Below are 23,503 nucleotides of genomic sequence, written 5' to 3'. Positions count from 1 at the left end.
TGCGGCGGTTTTGCGTTTTATACCCGTCCCTTTCAACAAAACGGAGGAGCGTTTTGCGCGGGCCGTATGCAAAAACGGGCGCAAATTTGCGTTTTTTCCAAGGGTCCGTTCTGCGGGGGTTAAGACGGAAAGGACGAAAAAGAAGCTTGGCAAAGGGGAAAATTCTGATAAAACGGATGAGGTTTTGTCAATACTCGGCTCCAAAAAACCGCCCGCGGATTTGTTTGTACTGCTAAAATTTCATAAAATATATCTATATACGTATGCCAAGGAAAGAGGATTTTACGTTAGGAGAACAAATGAAAAATAAAAACCTTGAACCTATCGCCATTGTTGGTATCGGTGCGATTATGCCCGGAGCTTTAAATAAAGATGAGTTCTGGAGCAATATTAAAGAAGGCAAATACTGCATTACCGAAATTCCCGCTTCATACTGGGATTATAAACTGTTCTACAGTCCCGACCACAAGGCCGAAGACAAGCTTTACTCCAAAATCGGCGGTTTCATCCCCGAGTCTTTCAAATTCAATTCCTTAAAATACCGCATTCCTCCGCAAATCGCCAAACAGATGGACACGGTGCAGCACCTGGCCATTGAAACCACCCGTATGGCTTTGGAAGATTCCGGCTACGACAAAAAAGAGTTTGACCGCAACCGCACCGCGGTAATCATCGGCAACTCCATGGGCGGCATGAAGAACGAAATGTCCAACACCCGCCTGAACAGACCTTTCTTGTACGAAATCCTCAAAAATACTTCCGCTTTTAAATCCCTGGCCCCGGCCGACGCCCAAAAAATGATTGACGAAATGGACGCTGGCGTGCGCGAAAAATTCACCCCGATAACCGAAGACTCCATGCCGGGCGAACTGGCCAACGTAATCCCGGGCCGCGTGGCCAACGTGTTTGACGTGCACGGCACCAACTTTGCCGTGGACGCCGCCTGCGCCACTTCTTTGGCCGCCATTGACCAGGCCGTCAACGGCCTTCGCATGGGCAATTTTGATATGGCTATCGCCGGCGGGGTGGACCAGATGATGTCCCCGTCCGCTTACATTAAATTCTGCAAAATCGGCGCGCTGTCCGAAAAAGGCTCCTGCCCGTTTGACGCCAAGGCCGACGGTTTCGTCATGGCCGAAGGCGCCGGTATGGTGATTTTAAAACGCCTGTCGGACGCCGTAAAAGACGGCGATAAAGTCTACGCCGTCATCCGCGCCGTGGGCGCCTCTTCCGACGGAAAAGGCAAAGGCATCACCGCCCCGAACCCGAAAGGGCAGAAAATCGCCGTGGAAAAAGCCTTTGAACAAGTGGAATACACCCCCGGCGACGTGGGCCTTATTGAAGCGCACGGCACCAGCACCCGCGTGGGCGACGCCGTGGAACTGAACGCTTTAAACGAAATTTTTGGCGCGCACGCCAAACCCGGCACCATTGGGCTGGGCAGCGTAAAAAGCCAGATTGGCCACGCCAAAGCGGCGGCCGGCATCGCTTCTTTAATCAAGACGTCGCTCGCCTTATATAATAAGGTATTGCCGCCGTCCGTCAATTTTGAAACTCCGAACCCGACCGTGGACTGGGCCACCTGCCCTTTCCGCGTGATTACCAAAACGGAAGAATGGCCCGGCGGCAAAGTGCGCCGCGCCAACGTATCCGCTTTCGGCTTCGGCGGCACGAACTTCCACGTGGCTATGGAAGAAATGAACGACGGTCTGTTAAAAAAGGCCGAAGAATCCCGGCAGCAGTCTACCGTTTCAACCCCCGTACAGGAGAAATTAACTATGACCAGCAGTAACGCCTACACCCTTCACGTTCCCGGCGAGAAAATCCAAAGCGACGTATTGACTTTTTCCGCCGCCACCAAGCAGGAACTGTTTAACGTGTTGGACAAGGCCCTCGTCGCCATTCAGTTTGACCCTACCTACCTTCCGAGCATCGCCTATAAGAACCACCTGGAAAAACCCGCCAAATTTGCGGTAACCATCAATGTGGAAACCCCGGAAAAACTCAAAGAAAAAATTGAGTTCTTCAAAAAAACCGCTTCCGCCCAGGACGTGTGGGAACAGGAATCCCTGTACCTGCGCATGAAAGGCATTTATCCGTTTACGCCCACGGAAATTAAACCCAAAGTCTGCTTTATGTTCCCGGGCCAGGGTTCCCAGTATGTGGATATGATGAAAGATTTGGCTTCCAAATATAAAGTGGTGCAGGATACCTTTGACGAAGCCGACCGCCTGCTGCAGAACATCATCGGCCAGACGCTGACCGAAACCCTGTGGAGCAAACCCGGCGAAACGAAAGAAAAAATCGCCGAACGCGAAGCCGCCATCAAGAAAACCGAAATGACGCAGCCCGCCGTGCTTACGGCCGATATCGCGATGATGCGCCTTTTGTCTTCTTTCGGCATTAAGCCCGACGTGGTGATGGGCCACAGCCTGGGCGAATACGCCGCCGCCGTAGCCGCCGGTATTTTTGATTTTGAAAACGGCCTGAAAGCCGTTTGCACCCGCGGGAAAGTAATGTCCGAAATTAAAGTGGAAGACAACGGCAAGATGGCCTCCATCGCCGCCCCCGTGGAACGCGTGGAGCCCGAGCTCGCGCGCATCAGCGGTTATGTGGCCGTGGCCAACAAAAACTGCCCGACGCAGACCGTTATCGCCGGCGCCAGCAAATCCATTGACGACGCCATCAAAATGTTCACCGATATGGGCATCCAGGCCGTGCAGATTCCGGTTTCGCACGCTTTCCACTCCGCCATCGTGCGCCCGGCCATGCCGCAGTACCGCGCTTTCCTGGACACGCTGAAATTCAACGCGCCCACCATGCCGATTACCACCAACGTAACGGCCGAGTTTTACCCCAGCGACCCGGAAAAAATCAAAGACCTGATGGTCACGCAGATTTCCCACTCCGTGGAATGGATTAAACAGCTGCAGACCACCTACGATTCCGGCGTGCGCCTGTTTGTGGAATGCGGCCCCAAACGCGTGCTTTCCGCATTGGCTTCCAATACGCTTTCCGACAAGAAAGACATTAAAGTGCTGGCCTCCAACCATCCGAAAAAAGGCGGCATTGTGGAATTTAACGACCTGTTTGCCAACCTGATTTCCTCCGGCATCCAGCTGAACTGGACGGGCACCAATATGTTTGGCGACAGCTCCACCTTCAACCCCGCTTTTGTAAACTGGGTAACCGGCAACGCCACCCCGGCGGAAAAAGCCGAAGGCGCCGTGAAAGACAATACCGTGTGCGCCTGCAAAACCTCCGCTCCGGCGGCCCAAAACGGCTGCTGCGCCCAGAAGTCCGTAGTCATCAGCGGTATCGCCGCCGGCGGCCCCGGCAGCTGGGACCGCGTCTTCCGCGACGGCGTGCTGGACGAAATTTTGCAGGGCCGCAACATGATTGAACCCGTTAAGGCCGATATCCAGCAGAAACAAATTGACAAGCATGTGGAGTTCGTCATTAAATCCAAAGACGGCAACCACCGTTTTGAACGCTTGACCTCGCCGATGCAGGCCATTAAGCTGGCGGCTCAGGCGGGTACGTTTGATTTGGAAAAAGAATTTGGCCTGCCGGCCAAGTGGGTCCGCTCTATGGACCGCAGCTTCCAGATGGCGATTGCCGCCGGTATCCTGGCGCTTAAAGACGCGGGTATTCCGCTGGTGCTGTATTATAAACCCACCTCTACGGGCGGGTATCTGCCGGACCGCTGGGGTCTGCCGGCTGAAATGATTGACGACACGGGCGTCATCTTCACTTCCGCCTTCCCCGTGGCCAACAGTATGATGGGCGATCTGTCCAAACGCGTGGCGGGGCTTTTAAATAACAAAACCGCCAAAGAAGTCCGCGCGTTCTGCGATAAATTCATCTCCCAGATTTCCGACCCGGTCCTCAAAGCGGAAATTGAAAACTGGTATCAGGCCAACTTTAAAGATAAAGAAGTGGAGCCGGAAGCTTTCACCTCCGAGTTTATTTTAAAGACGATTATCATCGCCCACTCCCACTTCTGCCAGTGGATCCGCGCCAAAGGCCCGGCCACCTCTATGAGTGCGGCCTGCGCTTCCACCGCCCAGGCGGTTGCCATGGCGCAGGACTGGATTAAGCTCGGCCGCTGCAAACGCGTCATCGTCATCAGCGCCGACGATATCACCAACGACAATGTGTCCGAATGGATTTTGACGGCCTTCCTGGCCTCCGGCGCCGCCACCACGGAAGCCGACGTTACCAAAGCCGCCCTTCCCTTTGACCGCCGCAGAAACGGTATGATTGTGGGGATGGGTGCGGTGTCTTTGGTGGTGGAAGAAGAAAGCGAAGTGGCCAAACGCGGTATGAAACCGCTGGCCAAAGTGCTTTCCACCGAAATCCGCAACAGCGGTTTCCACGTAACCCGCCTGGACGTGGCCCACGTGGCGCAGGTAATGAACGACCTCGTGTCCCGCGCGGAAAAAGACTTCGGTTTAAACCGTTCCGACATCGCCAAACAGCTCGTGTTCATTTCGCATGAAACGTACACCCCGGCCCGCGGCGGTTCCGCGAGCGCGGAAGCGTATGCTTTAAAATCCACCTTTGGTAAAGACGTCAGCAGCGTTATCGTCAGCAATACCAAAGGCTTTACCGGCCACTCCATGGGCGCCGGCCTGGAAGACGCCATCGCCGTACGCTGCCTCAACACCGGTCTGGTGCCGCCGATTGCCAACTTTAAAGAAGCGGACCCGGAACTGGAAGGCATTACGCTTAGCAAAGGCGGACACTACAACTTTAAATACGCCCTGCGCCTGGCGGCCGGATTCGGTTCCCAATTAGGTATGACTTTACTTGAAAAAATGTGGCAGGAAGGCGAACCGCGCATTGCGGACCAAGCCAAACACGAAGCGTGGCTGAAAGAAATTTCCGGCCAGCAGGCTCCGGTGCTGGAAGTGGTGCAGAACACCCTTCGCATTAAAGACAACTACCGCCACGGCGTGAAACCCGCCTTGGTGATGGAAGGCTCCCAGGCGTTTGTGGATAAAGTAAACGCCATCCACGCGCATGAAACCAAAGCCGCCGCGCCCGTGAGCGCGCCTGCTGCGGCCGCTCCTGTGCCCGCCGCTCCGGCCCCGGCCCCGAAAGCCGCCGCGCTGGATGAGGCGACGGTAACAAAAGAAGTGGTCAAAATGGTGGGCGACAAGACGGGTTACCCCGAAGATATGCTGGATATTGACTTGGATATGGAAGCCGACCTGGGTATTGACACCGTCAAACAGGCCGAGCTCTTTGCGTCTTTGCGCGAACATTACGGCATTGCCCAGCAGGACGGCATCCAGTTAAAGGATTATCCGACCATTCGCCACTGCATTAAATTTGTGCTCGCGAACGCGGGCGGGAACGTCCCGTCCACGGTTGCCGCGGTTCCTGCGGCCGCCGTCGCTCCCGTGATGCAGGCCGCCGTATCCGCGCCCGCCGCTCCGGCCGTAACGCCGGCCCCTGCCGTACAGGCCGCCGCGATGCCGTCTTTAAGCGAGGCGGACGTACAGGCCAACATCTTAAATATCATTTCCGAAAAAACCGGCTATCCGCAGGATATGCTGGAGCTGGACCTGGATATGGAAGCCGACCTCGGCATTGATACGGTCAAACAGGCGGAACTGTTTGCGATTATGCGCGATACGTATCACATCGCCAAACAGGAAGGCGTACAGCTGAAAGATTATCCGACCATCCGCTCTATTATTAAGTATGCGCTGGCCAACGCCGGTTCCGAAAGCGCCTCTTCCGCCGCGCCCGTAAGCGCGCCTGCCGCGGCTCCCGCGCCGGCGGTAACGCCGGCTCCTGCTGCGGCCGCTCCTGCGCCCGCCGCGGCCCCGAAAGCCGCCGCGCTGGACGAAGCGTCCGTAACCAAAGAAGTGGTCGCGATGGTAGCCGAAAAAACCGGTTACCCGGAAGATATGCTGGAACTGGACCTGGATATGGAAGCCGACCTGGGTATTGATACGGTCAAACAGGCTGAATTGTTTGCCGCGATGCGCGAGCATTACGGTATTGCCCAGCAGGACGGTATCCAGTTAAAAGATTATCCGACTATCCGCCACTGCATTAAATTTGTGATTGCGAATGCGGGCGGGGACGTCCCGTCCACGGTTATTTCGTCCACGGTGACTGCGGCTCCTGCCGCGCCCGTGAGCGCGCCCGTTGTGGCTCCGGCTGCAGCCGCTCCTACTCCCGTCGCCGCGGCCCCGAAAGCCGCCGCGCTGGACGAAGCGTCCGTAACCAAAGAAGTGGTCGCGATGGTAGCCGAAAAAACCGGTTACCCGGAAGATATGCTGGAACTGGACCTGGATATGGAAGCCGACCTGGGTATTGATACGGTCAAACAGGCTGAATTGTTTGCCGCGATGCGCGAGCATTACGGTATTGCCCAGCAGGATGGTATCCAGTTAAAAGATTATCCGACGATCCGCCACTGCATTAAATTTGTGCTCGCAAACGCGGGCGGGAACGTCCCGTCCGCGGTTCCTGCGGCTCCTGCCGCGCCCGTGAGCGCGCCCGCCGCTCAGCCGGCTGTTGTACAGGCCGCCGCGCCCGTTGCTCCGGCGGTAACGCCCGCCCCGGCTGTGAAAGCCGCCGCGTCCGCTTTGGATGAAGCCACGGTAACGAAAGAAATCGTTAAAATGGTAGCCGAAAAAACCGGTTATCCGGAAGATATGCTGGAGCTGGACCTGGATATGGAAGCCGACCTTGGCATTGATACGGTCAAACAGGCGGAACTGTTTGCCGCGATGCGCGAACATTACGGTATCGCCCAGCAGGAAGGCATCCAGTTAAAAGACTATCCGACGATTCGCCACTGCATTAACTTTGCGCTGGCCAACGCCGGCGGGAACGCCCCGTCCGCTGTGGCTCCGTCCACGGTTACTGCGGCTCCTGCCGCGCCCGTTGCCCCGGCTCCGGCTGTGGCCGCTCCTGCGCCCGCTCCGGCGGAGGAAGCCGCCGCACCCGCCCCGAAACTGGCCAAAAAGCCGGAACACATTGTGGCGGAACATATCGGTGCGCCGGAAGCCGACGCGCTGGTTACCAACCCGACGGCTCCGATTGAAAAACGCGTTTCCCTGGCGGAACGCCCCGAACGGGAAGGCTATCAGGGCGAACACTGCCACGAGAAAAAACTGCGCTACGTAACCACCGTAGCCGATGCGCCGCTTTCCGAACGGGAAAACAGACGCCTGTCCAAAGACCGCACAATCCTGCTGTTTGCGGACAACTCGCAGCTGATTAAAGCCTATCAGGAAGAATTTAAAGAACTGGGCGTGAAGTACCACGTGTTCACCACGCTCAAAACCCGCAGCAAAAACACGACTATCGTGAACTGGGAATCGTACGAAGAAACCGAAGCGGCCTTGAAGGATTACGCTGCCGAAGATCCGAACATTCAGGGTATCGTGTACCTGCTGGGCGCGACCGTCAAGAAATTTGACAAAAAAGCCAGCCCGCACGCCGAACTGACCAAGTACGTCATGCCGCTGTTTATTGCGCTGCGCGTATTTGAAAAAGGGATGGCCAACCGCCAGGACGCGGATACGTTCTTTGCGGTCAACACCAAAATTGACGGCAACTTCGGCTACACGACCAAAGACGAATTCAACCCCATCGTGGGCGCGCTGACCGGCGGCACCACCTGCTACCGCAAAGACGTGTACGAACGCACCGGCGCCATCGGCAAGCTGATGGATTTTGAACCCACCGCCACGCCCGATGAAATGGCCCAGAAGACCATGGACGAAGTGCTCCACGGCGATATGCGCCTGATGATTGGTACGCGCGACAATATGCGCTCCACCATTCTCTCGCTGCCGACCCGCCTGGACAAGAGCGTCAAACATTTTGACCTCGCCGGCAAAACCATCATCTTCACCGGCTCCGGCCGCGGTATCGGCGCGATGCTTTCGCAGAAAATCGCCGCGCAGTACCACAGCAAAATCATCGTCTTGGATATTATTGAAATCCAGGAAAAAACGCCGCTGTGGGCTTCTATGAACGAAGCCGAACTGGCCGCGCTTAAAAAGCAAATCTGGGAAGACCTCAAGGCCGATACGACCCAAAAGGCCACCCCGGTGCTGCTGGAACGCGCTTTCGGCCGCGTGAAAGATTCCATTACGCTCTACAACAACCTGCAGAAACTGCGCGAGTTGGGAAGCGAAGTGGAATACTACCACTGCGACGTGATGAACTCGTCCATGATGAAAGAAGTCTGCACGAAAATCAAAGCCAAAAACGGCCGTGTGGACGGACTGATTCACTTTGCGGGGCTGGAACGCTCTAAACTGATTTACGACAAAGATCCGGCTGAATACTACCGCATTTTTGACGTAAAAGCCACCAGCTTCGCCACGTTCCTGGCCAACAACATCGTGCGCGACGACGGCTTCTTCGCCTTCGCTTCGTCCATCGCCGGCAAATACGGCAACCTGGGCCAGAGCGATTACGCGAGCGCCAACGACTACCTGGCCAAGTCGGCCTTGTCGCTGCAGAACCAGGGCTACCGCGCCATCAGCATCGCCATGAGCGCCTACAAGAACGTAGGTATGGGCGTGCGCGCCGGCGTGGAAACCTTCCTGCGCTCCAACGGGGTGGACTTTGTGGACCCCGAAGACGGTATGCAGATCTTCCTGGACGAAATCGTCTACGGACGCGTGCCGGAAATCGTGCTCACGGGTTCGCTGGGCAGACTGGACTGGGACCATCAGTTAAAGTTTGAATGGGACGAAATCGGAGCCGGCGAAACCGGCTCCGACGACGCTCCCACAGGCGGTTCCTCCGCTCCCGCGGCGCTGAAAGCGGCCGCTCCCAAAGCTAAAGCCGAGGGGGGCGTGGACGCTTCCAAAGCCACGCATTTTTTGGGTAATGTTACGTCCCTGCAGAAAGGGGCGGAAATTCACCTGGAAAAAGAATTTAACTTGGATTCCGACCCGTACCTGGCCGACCACGCCATTGAAGGCACGCCGTATGTGCCGGGCGTGATGGGCATTGAAACCTTTATGGAAACCGCCGCCGCGCTTACGGGCGCCGTGCCGCAGGGTTTAAAGGACGTGCATTTCTATCTGCCGATTAAGCTTTTGAGAAACCGCCCGCAGGCCGTGCGCGTAACGGGCAAAGCGGCCGGCAAGGAAGCGGTAATGGAAATTGAGTCCGACTTTATCAACAGCAAAGGCGTAAAAATGGGCAATACCCGCCGCCACTTTACCGCCAAAACGCTGGACGGCTTTGCCTCCACCTGGTCCGCCGTGAAGGCCGACGCCATGACGGGCCTTGCCGGACAGATGACCGTAAGCAAAGAAGAAATCTACAAAAAGTATTTCCACGGTCCTTCTTTCCAGGTGTTGGGCGGTATTCTGCGTGTGGACAAACATTCCTCGCTCGCGGTGTATAACACGACTCCGCGCCCGCAGTGGAACGACGGCCCGCGCACCCTGCTTGCCAACCCGATGCTGATTGAAGCGGCTTTCCAGTGCTGCGGATTCCAGGATATGAGCATTGAACACAAAATGACGCTGCCCGACGGCATCGCCGAAGTGGCCGTGCTTAAAAACCAGGTTCCGCCCGCCCAGCTGTACTTATACGGCGTAAACCGCGGCGCTACCGCCGACGGCAAAACCCTCCACGACGCGTATGTGTTTGACGCGCAGGGCGACGTGTGGGTGGAAATCCACGGTTACCAGGCCATCGGCCAGTAACTTGGGGCGAGATGTCCTGCCAGATTAACGCAGTTGATTTAAACCGTCTGCCTCCGGCCGGCGAAATCTTGAGCGAAAAGGAAGGAGCGTTTTACCAAACGCTCCGCTTCCCCAAGCGCAGGATGGAGTGGCTCGGGGGCAGATTTGCGTTAAAAGAGCTGGTGCGCCAAACGCTGGGCGCACCGCTGAAAGACATAGAAATACTGCCGCACGCAAGCGGCAAACCCGTTTTAAGCGCGGGGGGAAAACCGTGCACGCTGGCGTTTAGCATTACGCACAGCCGCGGCTGGGCCGTGGCGGCCGTCAGCGCGGACGAACCGTTTGTGGGCATTGATTTGGAAAAAATAGAACACCGCATTGACGCGTGGGCGCGGGATTTTTTTCACCCTTCCGAACTGACCGGCGAGGGGGACGCTTTTTTGACGGCTTTGTGGACGCAGAAAGAGGCTTTGGTAAAACTGCTGGGCACGGGGCTTTCGCTAAACAGCTACGATGTGCGCTGTGTGGACGGGAAACCCGCTTTTTTCGGGGCGGCGCTGACAGAATACGTCCGCCTGGGGAGCCCGCAGATTACGCTTAAAACGCACGAGCTGCTGCCCGGTTTTATGTTTACGCTCGCCTGCGGGCATTGACACGTATTATTTAGTAAAATATAAGGTATACAGATTTCGGAGGGACTATGATAGAACTCTTTGAGGATCCCAGACAAGACAAGCCGTCGGACCAACCCGCTCCGGCCAGCTTGGTAAAATTCAGACAAATTTCCCAGGACGCTTTACAAGGCGCCGGCGAGGCCCGCATCAAAGCCCAGAAGGACAAAGGCAAGATGACCGCCCGCGAACGCATCTCTTACCTGCTGGACAAAGACAGCTTTTTAGAAATTAAAAGTTTGATGGAAACTTCCTGCAGCGACTTCGGCCTGAAAGACAAACATATTAAAGGCGACGGCGTCATCACCGGTTTTGGCCGCATCAACGGCCGCGAGGTGGCTCTTTTTGCGCAGGATTTTACCCAGCTGGGCGGTTCGCTCGGCCTGGCGCACGCCAAAAAAATCGCCGCGCTGATGGACCGCGCGCTGGAGGCGAAAATCCCCGTAATCGGCTTGTACGATTCCGGCGGCGCGCGTATTCAGGAAGGGGTGGACAGCTTAAACGGCTACGGCGAGATTTTCTACCGCAACGTGAAAGCCTCCGGCGTCATCCCGCAGATTTCCGTCATTTTGGGCCCGTGCGCGGGCGGCGCGGCGTATTCGCCCGCGTTAACCGATTTTATTTTTATGGTGGAAGGCATCAGCCATATGTTCATCACCGGCCCCGGCGCGGTAAAAGCGGCCACCGGCGAAGAAGTGGATTTTGACACCCTGGGCGGCTCCCGCCCCCACAGCGAAAAAAGCGGCGTGTGCCAGTTTGTCGCCAAGTCGGAGCAGGACTGCTTCCGCCAGGTGCGCGAACTGCTCTCTTTCCTTCCCCAGAACTGCGAACAAAAAGCCCCGGCCGAAACGACCAGCGACCTGGTGGCCCGCAGCGTGCCCGTGCTGGAGCGCGTGTGCGAAATGGACCCCAAAAAAGCGTTCCGCATTCACCACGTCATCTGGCGCATCGCCGACGATTTCGGCTTCTTTGAAATCCACCAGAATTTTGCCAAAAACGTGGTTACCGGTTTTATCCGCCTGGGCGGCCAGGTGGTGGGCGTAGTAGCCAATAACCCGGCCTGTCTGGGCGGCGCGCTGGACAGCGACGCGAGCGATAAAGCCGCGCGCTTCATCCGCTTTTTAAATGCGTTTAATATTCCGCTTTTGACGCTGGTGGACACCGGCGGCTATCTGCCCGGCGTACAGCAGGAGCACGGCGGAATCATCCGCCACGGCGCGAAACTGCTTTACGCGTATTCCGAAGCGTCCATCCCGAAAGTAACCCTGGTTTTGCGCAAAGCCTACGGCGGCGCGTATATTGCGATGGGTTCCAAATACCTGCGCGGGGATTTTAACTTTGCTTTCCCGAGCGCGGAAATTGCCGTTATGGGCCCGCGCGGCGCGGTGGAAATTTTGTATTCGCGCGATTTGAAAGCCGAAACCGATCCGGCCAAAAAAGAAGCCTTGAAGCAGAAAATGACGCAGGATTATTCCGACAAATTCGCCTCGCCCTATCAGGCGGCTTCCAACGGCTCTATTGACGAGATTATTGAACCGGCCGAAGCGCGTACAAAAATTATCCGCGCGTTTGAAGTATTGAAAGACAAACGCGACCCGCGCAAAAATCCGCACAAAGGCAACATCCCGCTGTAAGCCATTCGGATTTCTGTTTAAAAACTCCCGCCTGCTTTTTGGGCGGGAGTTTTTGCATAGTGCGGCGTATTGGGGCTCGCTGTTACGGTACTTGGCGACATTGTTTAAATAGTGTGGCTCAATTAGTCGGATGTGTCCGCTTAGAGAACCGTCCCCTGGAAGGGGGCCTTGCAGGCCGTGCAGATAAAAAACCGTCCCCGGAAAACTTTTGCGTCCCCGAATGTTTCTCTCCCAAATATCTAAAAGTACCGTATTTTGCCGGGCCCTGGATAAGGCCAGAGCTCCATGGCCTGGACCCTGCGGGCGGCTTTTCGGGCTCGCTTTACGGTACTTGGTAACATTGTTTAAACAGTGTGGCTCAATTAGTCGGATGGCACCGTTAGGGAAAGGGAGGGGCGGCTCGGTCTTACCAGACGGGTGCATACCCCCTTTGTTGTTCCCATCTAACTAATAGCACCGTTTATTGCTTTAGCCCTGGTCAGGCCAGATTGCCTGCCCCCGGCAAGGGGGTTGATTTGTTTTTTTTTTTGATAAATTAGGATTATTACCTTGTATAAATGGGGGGATATATCCCGTGCAAAAAAGTCTCGGATTTACGCTAATAGAATTGTTAGTGGTTGTTTTAATTATCGGTATTTTAGCCGCCGTTGCACTTCCTAAATACGAGCAGGCCGTGCTTAAAACGCGTTCCATGCGTTTGCTGCCTCTTTTGCGTTCTATCTCAGATGCTGAAAATATTTTTTATATGGCGAATGGACATTATACGCTCCGTTTTTCCGATTTGGATATTGATATGCCCAAAGGAGCCAGCTCAGATACCGATACCACCGTTACCTACAAGGATTTTACCTGTTTACTGCGTGAGGGTGTTTCGGGTGTATCCTCTTCTGCTTCGGCATATTGTCATGACAACCGAGGCAACGCGCCGTGGATGGAAAAGTATTTCGCCAGGAATGATTTTATCTGTTGGGGCGGCAGGAGTGATTTGGCCATGCAGATTTGTAAAAGCATTTCCGGCAAAACGACGCCGGATGCCTCCACTACAGGCAGTGGTGGCGTCGTGACCACCGGCTTTTCGTTTCAGTAATGGCTGACACGTAAAAACTCCGGTCTTTTCAGGCCGGAGTTTTTAATGGGTTTTCAGCGTTTGGCGTTTTCAATCATCCCGCGTATTTTGGCGTTAAACGCGTCTTCTTGCAGGAGTTTTTCAAGCGTCATCGGCATACGGTAACGCCAGTAGTGGCGCGGGTTGGCCGGGACGTTGATTCGCTCCGCTTCCGGGTCTTTGGCGCGGAGTTTTTCGTCCATAGAAGTCCAGTCCTGAAACGAAATAAGCGCCAGCATGGCCGGGCTTTGCAGGTGCTGGTTAAGTATCTTTTCGCACGTTTTGCCGTCCGCTTCGGCGGGCGCCTCGCCCAGGCTGCCCAGCACTTCGTTCCAAAACCGCCGGGTAAGCGCCGGCGTTTCTTTCCACCAGCCGCGCAGTACGGACATATCGTGCGTGGACGGCGTAGCCACGGAAAGATACGGATAGTGCGCGGCGTCTGCAAACGTATCGCCCAGGCGTTTGGGCATACGCTGGATTTCCAGCGAAAGCATCTGGAGTTCTTTTAATACGTCGGGCACGCAGTCCGGAATCATCCCCAGGTCTTCCGCGCACGCCAGAAGGCGCGTGGCCTGCGTAAGAGCGGGGAGTTTCTTCATCGCTTCGTCTTTCCAGAACTGGTTGTGGCGGCGGAAAAAGTATTCGTTGTACAAACGGGTGAACGCTTCTTTTTCCGGCTGGGAAAGCGCGCGGAAGGCCGCGTCCGACAGGGCGGAAATCCGCGGATGGTATTTAGACGCGTCCTTGCGGTCCGGCACAAAAAGCACATTGGACGCCAGCGCATAGAGTCCGTTTTGCAGGTGCAGGGACTTTTCGTCCGTTTTGCCGGCAAAGGCGGCTTGTATTTTGCGCTGGGTGTCGTAAGACGGCAGGAGATCATACAGGCCCTGTTGTGCGGCCGGGGCGAGGTAGTGTTTTTTAACTTCTTTCGCCAAGTCTCCGAATTTTTCAAACAGGATTTGCTCCGAGATATACGGCCGCAGATATTCCGGCTTAAACGGCAGGCCGAAGCTTTCAATTTCTTGCGCGTCCATCGGCAGGGCGGGCGAGAACTGCCCTAAAAGCCCCTGCACGCTGTGCGACGGGATTTCCCAGATGCGGAAGAAGCCCAGCACGTGATCAATGCGGTACGCGTCAAAATAGCGCGCCATATGCGTAAAGCGCCGCACCCACCAGCGGTAGCCGTCCCGTGCCATTACGTCCCAGTTATAGGTTGGAAAGCCCCAGTTCTGCCCGGTGGCGGAAAAATCGTCTGGCGGCGCGCCGGCCTGGGCATCCAGACAAAAAAGTTCTTTTTCGGTCCAGGCTTCCACGCTGTGGGGGGAAATGCCGATGGGAATATCCCCTTTTAAAATGATTCCTTTTTCCCGCGCGCGCTTGACGGCGGCCAGCAGCTGCGCGTGCAGTATATACTGCACATAGTACCAGAAGCATACTTCGTCGTAATCGGGCGAGTAGGGCGCGCAGAAGTTGGCCATTTCGCCGCGCGAGAAAAACGAATGCTGCGGCCACGCGGAAAAATCGGCCGTTTGGTAGCGGTCCCGCAGGACGCAGAACATCGCGTAGGCGGGCAGCCAATGTTCGTTCTCCAGATAAAACCGGCGGAACTCCGGCGACGCCAGCACGCGCTTCCCTTCCTGCGCAAACGCGTGTTGGAGGCGTTCCAGTTTCAAACGCAGGGCGGCCTCGTAATCTATTTGCGGCAGCGCGTTTAATTTTTTGCGTTCCGCTTCAAAACGTTTAGCCGTCTTCGCGTCCGCCGCGGGCAGGCGGCGCACGTCGGCATACAGCGGGTGAAACGCATAGACGGATACGGCGTTGTACGGGTACGAATCCTGCCAGGTGCGGGTGAGCGTCGTGTCGTTTATCGGCAGAATCTGAATTACGCGCTGGCCCGTGCGGACGGCCCAGTCGGTGAGTTTTTCCAAGTCCCCAAAGTCGCCCGCGCCCCAGCCGTCTTCGCTTCGGAGCGAGAATACCGGAATTACCGCACCCGCCGCGCGCAGGGGCGCGGGGTCTGTAAAGCGGGGGCGCAAATCGTCCTGCACCCATACTTCCCCATTTTTAATCTCAGGCGCGTAAAGCAGGCGGTTGGGGCCTTCTTCCCAAAGCGTTTCGTCTTTAACCCGGATGATGAATTTATATTCCAGCGGGTATGATAGCGCGTCTGCGTCTAAAGACAGGCTCCACTCGTTAAATTCCCCTTCGCTCATCGGCAGGGCTTTTTGCGGGTCCCAGCCGCCGAGTTCCGGCGCGCCGCCGCAGACAAACAACGTCTGTCCGGGACCCGGGCGCGGCGTTTGCGCGCGTAGGATAAGCGTGCGCGTAAAAAGTTTAAGAGGAGAGGCCAGATGCGCTTCGCGGCGGCGGAACACGTCCGTTACCGCAGAGGAATAAAGCCACGATTCTTCCGGCAGGGCGCGCCATTGGTCTTGCAGAAGATAATGTCCGGCCGCCGGGTCGGCGTACAGACTGCGCGGGACGGACTGCCACTCGCGGCGCAGTACGCGCGCGCCCCGGCGCAGTTCGTAATGGTAGGCCAGTTCCGCCGGCTGTTTAAGGAGAATCTGAATTTCGCCGCTCCAGTTTTCGCCGTCCTGCGTGGAAAGCGGAATGTTTATTTTGCGTTCGCTCGCCGTGGCGTGCGCGCGGTACAAAACGGCGTGGAGCGTTTCGCCCCATACCGTCTTATACCGAAGATGGAAAGAGAGTTTCATACCTTACTCCCGCGCGGTTTCGCGGCCCTGCACCCAAAACGTAAACGCCGCGGCGATAAACAGGCTGATTCCGCCCACGCCCACGGCGGCAATCGCGCTTCCGCCCAGAAAATGCTTCATAAACGGGCCGAAGAACAGATTTACGCAGATTTGCGGAATGACGATAAAGAAGTTGAACACGCCCATATAAAAACCCATTTTCTCGGCGGGCAGCGCGTTGGACAGCATGGCGTAGGGCATGGAAAGAATACTGCTCCACGCAACGCCGATGCACACCATCGGAAAGATAAGCCCCATTTGGGTAAATTCAAACCCAAAGAGCGTAAGGCCCAGCGAACCTAAACCCACGCCGCCGATGGAAAGGCACACGATGTGAATGGCCTTGGCGGAAAATTTGGTGGTCAGCCACAACAGCGCAAACGCGAATACAAACGCCACGCCGTTGTAGATGCCGAAGCAGGAGCTGCCCCAGTTGGCGGCGGTTTCGTAGGCGGGGGTGCCGGGTTCGGCGTGGAATACGCCGGCGGCGATGCCGGGCGTAAAGTACACCCACATCACCATAAACGCGGCCCAGGTGAAAAACTGCACGGCGGCCAGGCGGCGCATGGTGGAGGGCATCGTGATAAACGCCCGCGCCATTTCACCCAATGTTTTTTTGAGGCTGACGGTTTGCTTTTGGAGTTTTTTGAACGCCTCCATATCGGCCGGCGGATATTCGGGCGTAGTTTTGATGGTGGCTAAAATGGCAGCCATCAGCACGACCGCACCGATGTAGAACGAGTATTTGACCGTGTTGGGAATGTGGCCCAGCGGCGCTTCGGTGCTGACACCTAAAGAGGTTAAAATCTGCGGCAGGAAGGACGCAATCACCGCGCCCGCGCCAATCATCACGCTTTGCATGGCGTAGCCGGTTTTGCGCTGGTTTTTGGGCAGAATGTCGCCCACAAATGCGCGGAACGGCTCCATGCTGACGTTGACGGAAGTGTCCAATATCCACAGCGCAATAACGGCCATCCAGATGGCCGAAGCCTGCGGCATTAAAAATAAAGCAATCATGGAAAAAATCGCGCCGCCCAAAAAATAGGGCCGTCTTCTGCCCAGGCGGCACCAGGTGCGGTCGCTGAAATACCCTACGAGCGGCTGTACCAGAAGCCCCGTTACGGGGGCCGCCAGCCACAGAAGGGGAATCTGGTCCTCCCGCGCACCCAGGCGCGAATAAATGGCGCTCATATTACCCATTTGCAGGGCCCAGCCGAACTGGATGCCGAAAAAACCCAAACACATATACATAATCTGAAGAAAAGTCTTAGGCGGACGTTCCGTGTGCATAATTCCTCCGAATGTTGAGTATCTTCTTTCATTATAACACTATTTTTCGCCCGTGCAACCGTACGCGCGCGGGAATTGCTAAAATATACCAAAAAGGAGGAGGTTTCGTATGTGGATTGTGTATGCGCTTTTATCCGCGCTGTTCGCGGCGCTTACGTCGGTGCTGGCTAAGGTGGGTATAGAGGGCATCAACTCCAATCTGGCTACGGCCATCCGCACGGCGGTGGTGCTGCTGCTGGCGTGGGGAATTGTGTTTGCGACGGGGGTGCACCAGCAAATTTCCTCGGTCAGCCAGAAAAGCTGGACGTTTTTGGTGCTTTCCGGCCTGGCCACGGGGGGCTCGTGGCTGTTTTTTTATAAGGCCCTTCAGCTGGGCAGCGCTTCGCGCGTGGTGCCGGTGGACAAATTCAGCGTGGTGCTGACGATTTTGCTGTCTTTTATCTTTTTGCACGAGGCGGTGAGTATGAAAGTCATCGCCGGCGGCGCGCTGATTACGGCCGGCGTTTTGTGTATGGTTTTATAATTCAAAACGGGCTGGAGCCGGAGCAAAAAGTTTGATATTATGTTATATATGGAAAACGATACGCTCGACAGTGTAAACGAGTACTTTAAACACCTGGGCAAAATTACCAAGGACATGGACCGCGAGGAAATGTCCCGCCTGTGGAAGCGCGCCAAAAAAGGCGATAAAGACGCAAAAAACAGAATTATGGAAATGAACCTGCGCCTGGTTATTCCGACGGCCAAGCGTTTCCAGCGCCCGGGGATGGAACTGATGGACCTGATTGAAGAAGGCAATTTGGGCCTTCTGCAGGCCATTGATAAATTTGAACCCGAAAAAGGCTACCGTTTTTCCACCTATGCCGTGTACTGGATTGAACAATATATCCGCAAGTATATTGAAGAACAGTCCGGCTCCATCAAAATTCCGTCGCACGCCTGGGGCAATTTGAAAAAATGGTTCCGCGCGTGGAACGAACTGAAAGAAGCCAACGGGCGCGACCCGTCTTTAAACGAAATGGCGGCGGAGCTGAGTTTGACGGCGCGGCAGGTAAAGTCTATTATGGACACGCTAAGCGCGGCCAAAGGCGTTGATTCGCTGACTACGCTGGTGCACGAAGAAGAAGAAACCACGCTGGAAGATTTAATCAGCGACGACGGCAAAGGCAATCCGCACGACGTATTTCTGAAGAACGAAAACCAGAACAGCATCAAAAAAAGCATGGAAGATTTAAGCGACCGCGACCGCCAGGTGATTATTATGCGCTACGGCCTGGCCGACAACGAACCTAAAACATTGGGCGAAGTGGCCGAGATTTTGGGCTTGTCGCGCGAGCGGGTGCGCCAGATTGAAGAACGCGCCGTAAATACGCTTCGCAAAGAAGCGCAGAAAGCGGGCATTTTGGAACTGACGGCGGTGGACCGCCGCACGCGCAAACTGCACAGCGCGATGCACCCGCGTTTGAAAACCAACATTTTAGGCGAAACGGCGGACAACAGTCCGCTCGCCAAACTGCTTAAAAAGCGCGCCGCTTTCGCGGCCGCCCAGCAGAAAGCCGCCCGTTCCGCCGCCAAAGGCGCGGCTAAAAATGCCAAAGCCAAGCCGGCCGCAAAGGCTGCGGCTAAAAAAACGGCTGTAAAAAAATCCGCCAAAAAAACGGCTGTAAAAACCGCCGCTAAGAAAACAAAATCCGCTTCGGCTAAAAAGCCGTCCCGTAAAGCGGTCCAGGCCAAAAGACCGTCCCGTAAATAAACGATAATTTGTATTTAACGCCCCCGTAGCTCAAATGGATAGAGCGGCTCCGTCCTAAGGAGAAGGTTGCGAGTTCAACTCCCGCCGGGGGTAGTCTTTGTATAGAACATGTTGCCAGCGTTTGTGTTAATATGCTTAAAACCGTATTCCGGTATGCACGCGGAAGGAAGCGCTCCACCGGTGTTTTAAGTAGAAGTATGCGCCGATTTCCCGGTCAAAATGATATGTCCCTCTCCCTTCCATCCCAATAAACCACGCATCCGTTACATCCGTCTCCACACCCAGTCCAACGGCCGCATACGGCGAATCCTTTCGTTCCCTGCGTCCGCCCAGGTATTCAGTCTTATGTCGGGTAAGCCCCGCCCCAATCAAGATATACGTACGAGGCGCGGTGCTGGGCGTGAGCGTGAACTTGGCCGCCGCTCCCCAGCGTACAAAGCCGTATTTATGCAATAACGGCTCCGCCTCTTCGGAACGCGATACGGCTCCTTCCAGTCCTGCGGATACCCAGGGGGCCAGAGCATATAATACTGTCATCCCCAGGCCGGATTCCGAACGCAGGAGCGTAATGCCGGAAAGTTCTTTGATGGTATTGGAACCAATGAAAGCGTTTGCGGTGATTTCCAGGCGGCTGTCCAAGACGGCGGGCTTGGGCTGGGGTGAATAATAGTAATCTCCGGCACGGTAAATTTGGGAAAATAAAGGGGAATAAGACAGGGGAAGCAAAGCCGCAGACAGCAGCAAAATCCGTTTCATATAATAATATTGTAACAAGATATCTCTCCCGACAAAATAATCCAATACCATTACGGCGGAGCCGTCCTTCGCCCAAATACGCGCCCCGGCGGATGGTAAACAGGAAAATAACCTAAAAAACCTTTTGACTTTCGCGGCCGGGATATTTATTCTAAAAGAAAGGGGGATTTTATGGAAAAAGTGAATCTGTTTTTAAACGCGGTGAAGGACCGCCGCTCTCGCTACGCGCTGACGGACAAAAGCCCCGTATCGGACGAGCAAATTGTCACGGCGGTGAAAGAAGCCGTTAAATACGCGCCCAGCGCGTTTAATTCGCAGGGGGCGCGGCTGATGGTGTTGCTGGGCGAACGCCACGAAGAATTTTGGCGGCTGACGAAAGACGTTTTAAAAGGCATGGTGCCCGCAGACAAATTTGCGCCCACCGAAGCGAAGATAAATTCTTTCGCCGCGGCGCGCGGCACCGTGCTTTATTTTGAAGATTGGGACGTCGTGGCCGGCCTGCAGGAAAAGTTTCCGTCGTATAAGGACAATTTTCCGCTGTGGGCGTACCAATCCAACGGGATGGTGGAATTTATCGTATGGACGGCGCTGGCGGAACTGGGGATAGGGGCGAGCCTGCAGCACTATAATCCCATCGTGGACGATAAAGTGCGCGAAGCGTTTGGCGTGCCCAAAAGCTGGAAACTGCTTGCGCAAATGCCGTTTGGCGAAGCCTATGCTCCGGCCGAGGAAAAGAGTTTTATGCCGGTTGACGAGCGCGTAAAGGTGCTGAAATAAGATTTAATAAACCCCGGGTGATTGGCCCGGGGGGTTTTAACGCGGCTGTAAAAAACGCTTTCAGGGCGCATGCAATTCATACGTGCTGCAGCCGCTTTGCAAACCGGGGCCGGAAGGGGATTTCCTCCCGGGTTTCCTGGTGAGACGTCTGCTTGCCGGGCATAAAAAAGAGCCCCCTGCGGGGCTCTTTTTGTATGGTTTCCGGACTAGGACTCGAACCTAGAATGACTGGACCAAAACCAGTAGTGATACCATTTCACCATCCGGAAGTAAATTGTTTCATCACAGCTTGAGCGAGATGAATAACGGAAAATCTGTGCTGAACACCCTTATTGTGCGTCTTGACCGCTTTCTGCAGCGGCGTGGAAGTCGTAGTCGGAAGTGCTGGTGCTTTTCGCTGCGCCCAAGGGGTTGTTTTTTAATTCTTCCTCGTAGGCTTTTAAAACATTTTCTTCCAGATATTCCCGAAACTCTTGGTTGATGGGGTGAACCATGTCCTTGTGGGTACCGTCGGGCAATTTCCGGGAAGGCATACAGAGAAACACGCCTTTTGTTCCTTCCACAACTTTCATATTGCGAACTACGAAAGAATCGTCAAACGTTACGCTTGCAAACGCCTTGAGGCGATCCTCTCCCATAAGATGTATCCTTATTTCCGTTATTTTCATCCTTTAAGCTCCTATGAAATGTCGTAAAGAAAACTATCCGTTCCTTGTTTTGTAATTTACTTACCAAATTTTTTGCATCCTTTTCAGTTTCAACTAAAGCAAAAACCGTGGAGCCGGAACCGGACATTAAAACTGCATCTGTATTTGTTTTTCTCAAATCGAGCAGCACATTTCGTACAGAGTTTGTAAAAGGAACAACGCACTCCTCCAGCCGGTTGAATAATAAATGTTTCCACCCGGCCAGGGGACTGGCACATCTTAGGTATGCTATTAATTTATCTAAATTGGAGGTGTTTGTCAAGGCGGCTTCGGCGGAGGGCAGCCGGAGCCTGGCAAATACGCCCTTGGTCGGTACGACCGTGTTGGGGTACGCCAGCACCAGCCACGGCAGCGGCCCCGGCGCGGGGACGGGGGTAAGTTTCTCGCCGATGCCTTCGCCTTTTAAAAAGGTGTCTTCGTACATAAAAAGCGGTACGTCCGCCCCCAGTTTGGCGCTGGCGGGGAGCAGTTCGTTTTTATCTTTTCCAAAAATTTCGCACAAGGCCAGCAGTACGCCCGCCGCGTCGGAAGAGCCGCCGCCCAGGCCGGCCCCCGTGGGGGTGTGTTTTTCAAGCGTGATTTGTACGTCGGCCGTTAGATGAAAATGCTCCAGAAACGTCCGGGCCGCCCGGCAGGCCAGGTTGGAAGCGTCCGCCTGCAGGAGGGGGGCCACCGGGCCGGTGAGCGTAAGCGAAATATCCGTTTGCGGCGCGGGGACGGCTTCTACGGTAAGCGTATCGCCGAAATTAATTTTGCCGAATAATGTGGCGAGCTCGTGGTAACCGTCGGGCCGTTTGCCGGTTACTTCCAGAAACAGATTTACTTTGGCCGGGCAGAAACGCGTTATTTTCATTTGGCCTTCCTGTCCGTATTATGCACGAGGGAACCCCAGTGATATTCTTCGCTGGTCAGGAGTTCGCCGTTTTCGGCGTAAACGTTGCGTTTGCCTTCCAAAAGGCCTTCGGTGTAAAATTCTTCCAGGCGAATTTTACCGCTTGCAAAATAGCCGAACCGTTCGCCGTCCAAACGGCCGTTATTGTAATTTTCGCGATACCACAGCGCGCCGGACGGAAAATACAGCAGGCGTTCTCCGTTGAGTTTGCCGTCGGTGAAGTTTTCTTCGCTTTCTTTCAGTCCGTTGGTATAAAAGGCCGTGCGTTTGCCGTTTAAACGCCCGTGTTTATATTGTTCCTGCTGGCGCACGCCGCCGTTTTTTTGCGTAACGGTGCGCTCCCCTTCCAGGAATGAATTTTTATAAGAGCAGCGGGTGTGGAGCACGTCGTTTTTAAGAGGGGTGAAATACTCGGCGGGCCCCTGTAAGACGCCGGACACGTATTCCTCGCGCGAGAGGAGCGCCCCGTTCTCGTCATAACGCAGGAGCGGCCCGTTTAATTTGTTTTCTTTATAATGGGCTTCGGTTTTTACCTGGCCGTTTTCGTAGAATTCTTTTACTTCCCCGTCCGGGATGGTGCCCAGAATTTCCAGCGTGGCGCCGTTGGAGGAGAGCGTTTCTTCGGCCACTTCCTGACCGTTAATATAGAAAGAATTGGCGTTTTTGGTGCTTTTGAGCACGGTGCCGGGATAGAGCTGTGCGGCTTTTTCGTCTTTGGGTTTATCCGCGGCGGGCTTTTGCAAATTGCGTTCCGTAATGCTGACCAGCCGTCCGTTTTCGTACTCTTCGCTGTACGTAATGGTGTTGTCGGCCAAATTGATGACTTCAAATTTTCCGTTGAGTTTCCCGGCGAGTAAATGCTTGACGGTGGCGGACGATACGTTGAATTCCGTTATTTCTCCGTCGGGCAGTTCCCCGGTGGTGTTGACGATGTTTTGCTCTTTGTCCAAAAATTCCTTAGCCAGCGGGACGGCTTTGTAATACGTGCGGGCCGAGGGCGTGGAAACGCAGATAATTGTTTCTTTCATTAAAAAAGCTCCCCTATGGTTTGCTGTCATTTTACAATACTTTTTGCACCGTGTGCGACATCTTATTAAACGGCGGGGCGCCGGCCGGGGGTATAATGGTTCCTTTTTTGCTGTCAGGGCCGTGCAGACTTTACGGTGCTTGGCGGTATTGTTTAAACGGTGTGGCTCCATTAGTTGGATGACTCTCTCCGGGAAAGGGCGGGGCGGACCCTGCGGCTGGCCCGGAGGGTGCGGCTTTTCGGGCTCGCTGTTACGTTGCTTGGCAACATAGCTTAAACGGTGTGGCTCCATTAGTCGGATGTGTCCGCATAGAGAACCGTCCCCTGGAAGGGGGCCTTGATTTGTTTTTTTTTTTTGATACGATGGCAAAAGGACTTGGTAAAGGGGGGGACGCCTACACGCTTCAGCTACGCTTATCACGCCCCGATTTGGAAGATTAAAAGCATCTTCT

General features: G+C 55.1%; 13 protein-coding genes and 1 tRNA gene. 8 read left to right on the top strand and 6 right to left on the bottom strand.

Annotation, left to right across the window (positions count from 1 at the left end; translation table 11 throughout):
• The first annotated feature begins 299 nt into the window (after positions 1-299).
• From ACQY36_RS01840 to ACQY36_RS01825, 4 genes are all read left to right on the top strand, one after another.
• Positions 300-9,704 carry an SDR family NAD(P)-dependent oxidoreductase gene (locus ACQY36_RS01840; RefSeq protein ID WP_428077470.1) on the top strand — a complete coding sequence of 3,135 codons (9,405 nt, stop codon included), beginning with the start codon at positions 300-302 and terminating at the stop codon, positions 9,702-9,704.
• Positions 9,705-9,715: 11 nt separating this feature from the next.
• Positions 9,716-10,336 (top strand): 4'-phosphopantetheinyl transferase family protein, encoded by a 621-nt coding sequence (locus ACQY36_RS01835; protein WP_428077469.1) that lies wholly within the window; start codon positions 9,716-9,718, stop codon positions 10,334-10,336.
• 47 nt (positions 10,337-10,383) lie between these two features.
• Positions 10,384-11,988 carry an acyl-CoA carboxylase subunit beta gene (locus tag ACQY36_RS01830; protein WP_428077468.1) on the top strand — a complete coding sequence of 535 codons (1,605 nt, stop codon included), beginning with the start codon at positions 10,384-10,386 and terminating at the stop codon, positions 11,986-11,988.
• Positions 11,989-12,562: 574 nt separating this feature from the next.
• Positions 12,563-13,075 carry a type IV pilin protein gene (locus ACQY36_RS01825; RefSeq protein WP_428077467.1) on the top strand — a complete coding sequence of 171 codons (513 nt, stop codon included), beginning with the start codon at positions 12,563-12,565 and terminating at the stop codon, positions 13,073-13,075.
• Positions 13,076-13,128: 53 nt separating this feature from the next.
• Here the strand turns inward: ACQY36_RS01825 and ACQY36_RS01820 are convergent, their stop codons facing one another.
• Positions 13,129-15,810, bottom strand: a complete 2,682-nt coding sequence (locus ACQY36_RS01820) for a 4-alpha-glucanotransferase (RefSeq protein WP_428077466.1) — start codon at positions 15,808-15,810, stop codon at positions 13,129-13,131.
• Positions 15,811-15,813: 3 nt separating this feature from the next.
• Complete coding sequence (locus tag ACQY36_RS01815) at positions 15,814-17,139, bottom strand: MFS transporter (RefSeq protein WP_428077465.1); 1,326 nt, start codon at positions 17,137-17,139, stop codon at positions 15,814-15,816.
• A gap of 109 nt (positions 17,140-17,248) precedes the next feature.
• Here ACQY36_RS01815 and ACQY36_RS01810 point away from each other — a divergent pair, with 109 nt between their 5' ends.
• The 3 genes from ACQY36_RS01810 (at position 17,249) to ACQY36_RS01800 (ending at position 18,985) form a co-directional block, all read left to right on the top strand.
• Complete coding sequence (locus ACQY36_RS01810; RefSeq protein WP_428072002.1) at positions 17,249-17,662, top strand: EamA family transporter; 414 nt, start codon at positions 17,249-17,251, stop codon at positions 17,660-17,662.
• 48 nt (positions 17,663-17,710) lie between these two features.
• Positions 17,711-18,892 carry a sigma-70 family RNA polymerase sigma factor gene (locus tag ACQY36_RS01805; protein ID WP_428077464.1) on the top strand — a complete coding sequence of 394 codons (1,182 nt, stop codon included), beginning with the start codon at positions 17,711-17,713 and terminating at the stop codon, positions 18,890-18,892.
• Positions 18,893-18,911: 19 nt separating this feature from the next.
• A tRNA-Arg gene (locus ACQY36_RS01800) sits at positions 18,912-18,985 on the top strand.
• 42 nt (positions 18,986-19,027) lie between these two features.
• Here the strand turns inward: ACQY36_RS01800 and ACQY36_RS01795 are convergent.
• The gene (locus ACQY36_RS01795; protein ID WP_428077463.1) at positions 19,028-19,648 is read right to left on the bottom strand and encodes a hypothetical protein; all 621 of its coding nucleotides are present in this window, start codon (positions 19,646-19,648) and stop codon (positions 19,028-19,030) included.
• Positions 19,649-19,819: 171 nt separating this feature from the next.
• Here ACQY36_RS01795 and ACQY36_RS01790 point away from each other — a divergent pair, with 171 nt between their 5' ends.
• The gene (locus ACQY36_RS01790) at positions 19,820-20,425 is read left to right on the top strand and encodes a nitroreductase family protein (protein ID WP_428055434.1); all 606 of its coding nucleotides are present in this window, start codon (positions 19,820-19,822) and stop codon (positions 20,423-20,425) included.
• Positions 20,426-20,754: 329 nt separating this feature from the next.
• Here ACQY36_RS01790 and ACQY36_RS01785 read toward each other — a convergent pair whose 3' ends face one another.
• Genes ACQY36_RS01785 through ACQY36_RS01775 form a run of 3 tightly spaced genes read right to left on the bottom strand, consistent with a single transcriptional unit; the run spans position 20,755 to position 23,052 of the window.
• Positions 20,755-21,063, bottom strand: a complete 309-nt coding sequence (locus ACQY36_RS01785) for a septation protein SpoVG family protein (RefSeq protein ID WP_428077462.1) — start codon at positions 21,061-21,063, stop codon at positions 20,755-20,757.
• Entirely contained in the window at positions 21,020-21,985 is a 966-nt protein-coding gene (ispE, locus tag ACQY36_RS01780) for a 4-(cytidine 5'-diphospho)-2-C-methyl-D-erythritol kinase (protein WP_428077461.1), read from the bottom strand. The genes ACQY36_RS01785 and ispE overlap by 44 nt, the downstream gene beginning before the upstream one ends.
• The gene (locus ACQY36_RS01775; RefSeq protein ID WP_428077460.1) at positions 21,982-23,052 is read right to left on the bottom strand and encodes a toxin-antitoxin system YwqK family antitoxin; all 1,071 of its coding nucleotides are present in this window, start codon (positions 23,050-23,052) and stop codon (positions 21,982-21,984) included. The genes ispE and ACQY36_RS01775 overlap by 4 nt, the downstream gene beginning before the upstream one ends.
• Between the last annotated feature and the right edge of the window lie 451 nt (positions 23,053-23,503).

This window comes from Candidatus Avelusimicrobium alvi, from assembly GCF_958451995.1.
GTDB classification, from domain to species: Bacteria; Elusimicrobiota; Elusimicrobia; order Elusimicrobiales; family Elusimicrobiaceae; genus Avelusimicrobium; species Avelusimicrobium alvi.
Note: the sequence above shows the minus strand (reverse complement) of the source record. Positions and strands in the feature narration are given on the sequence as shown.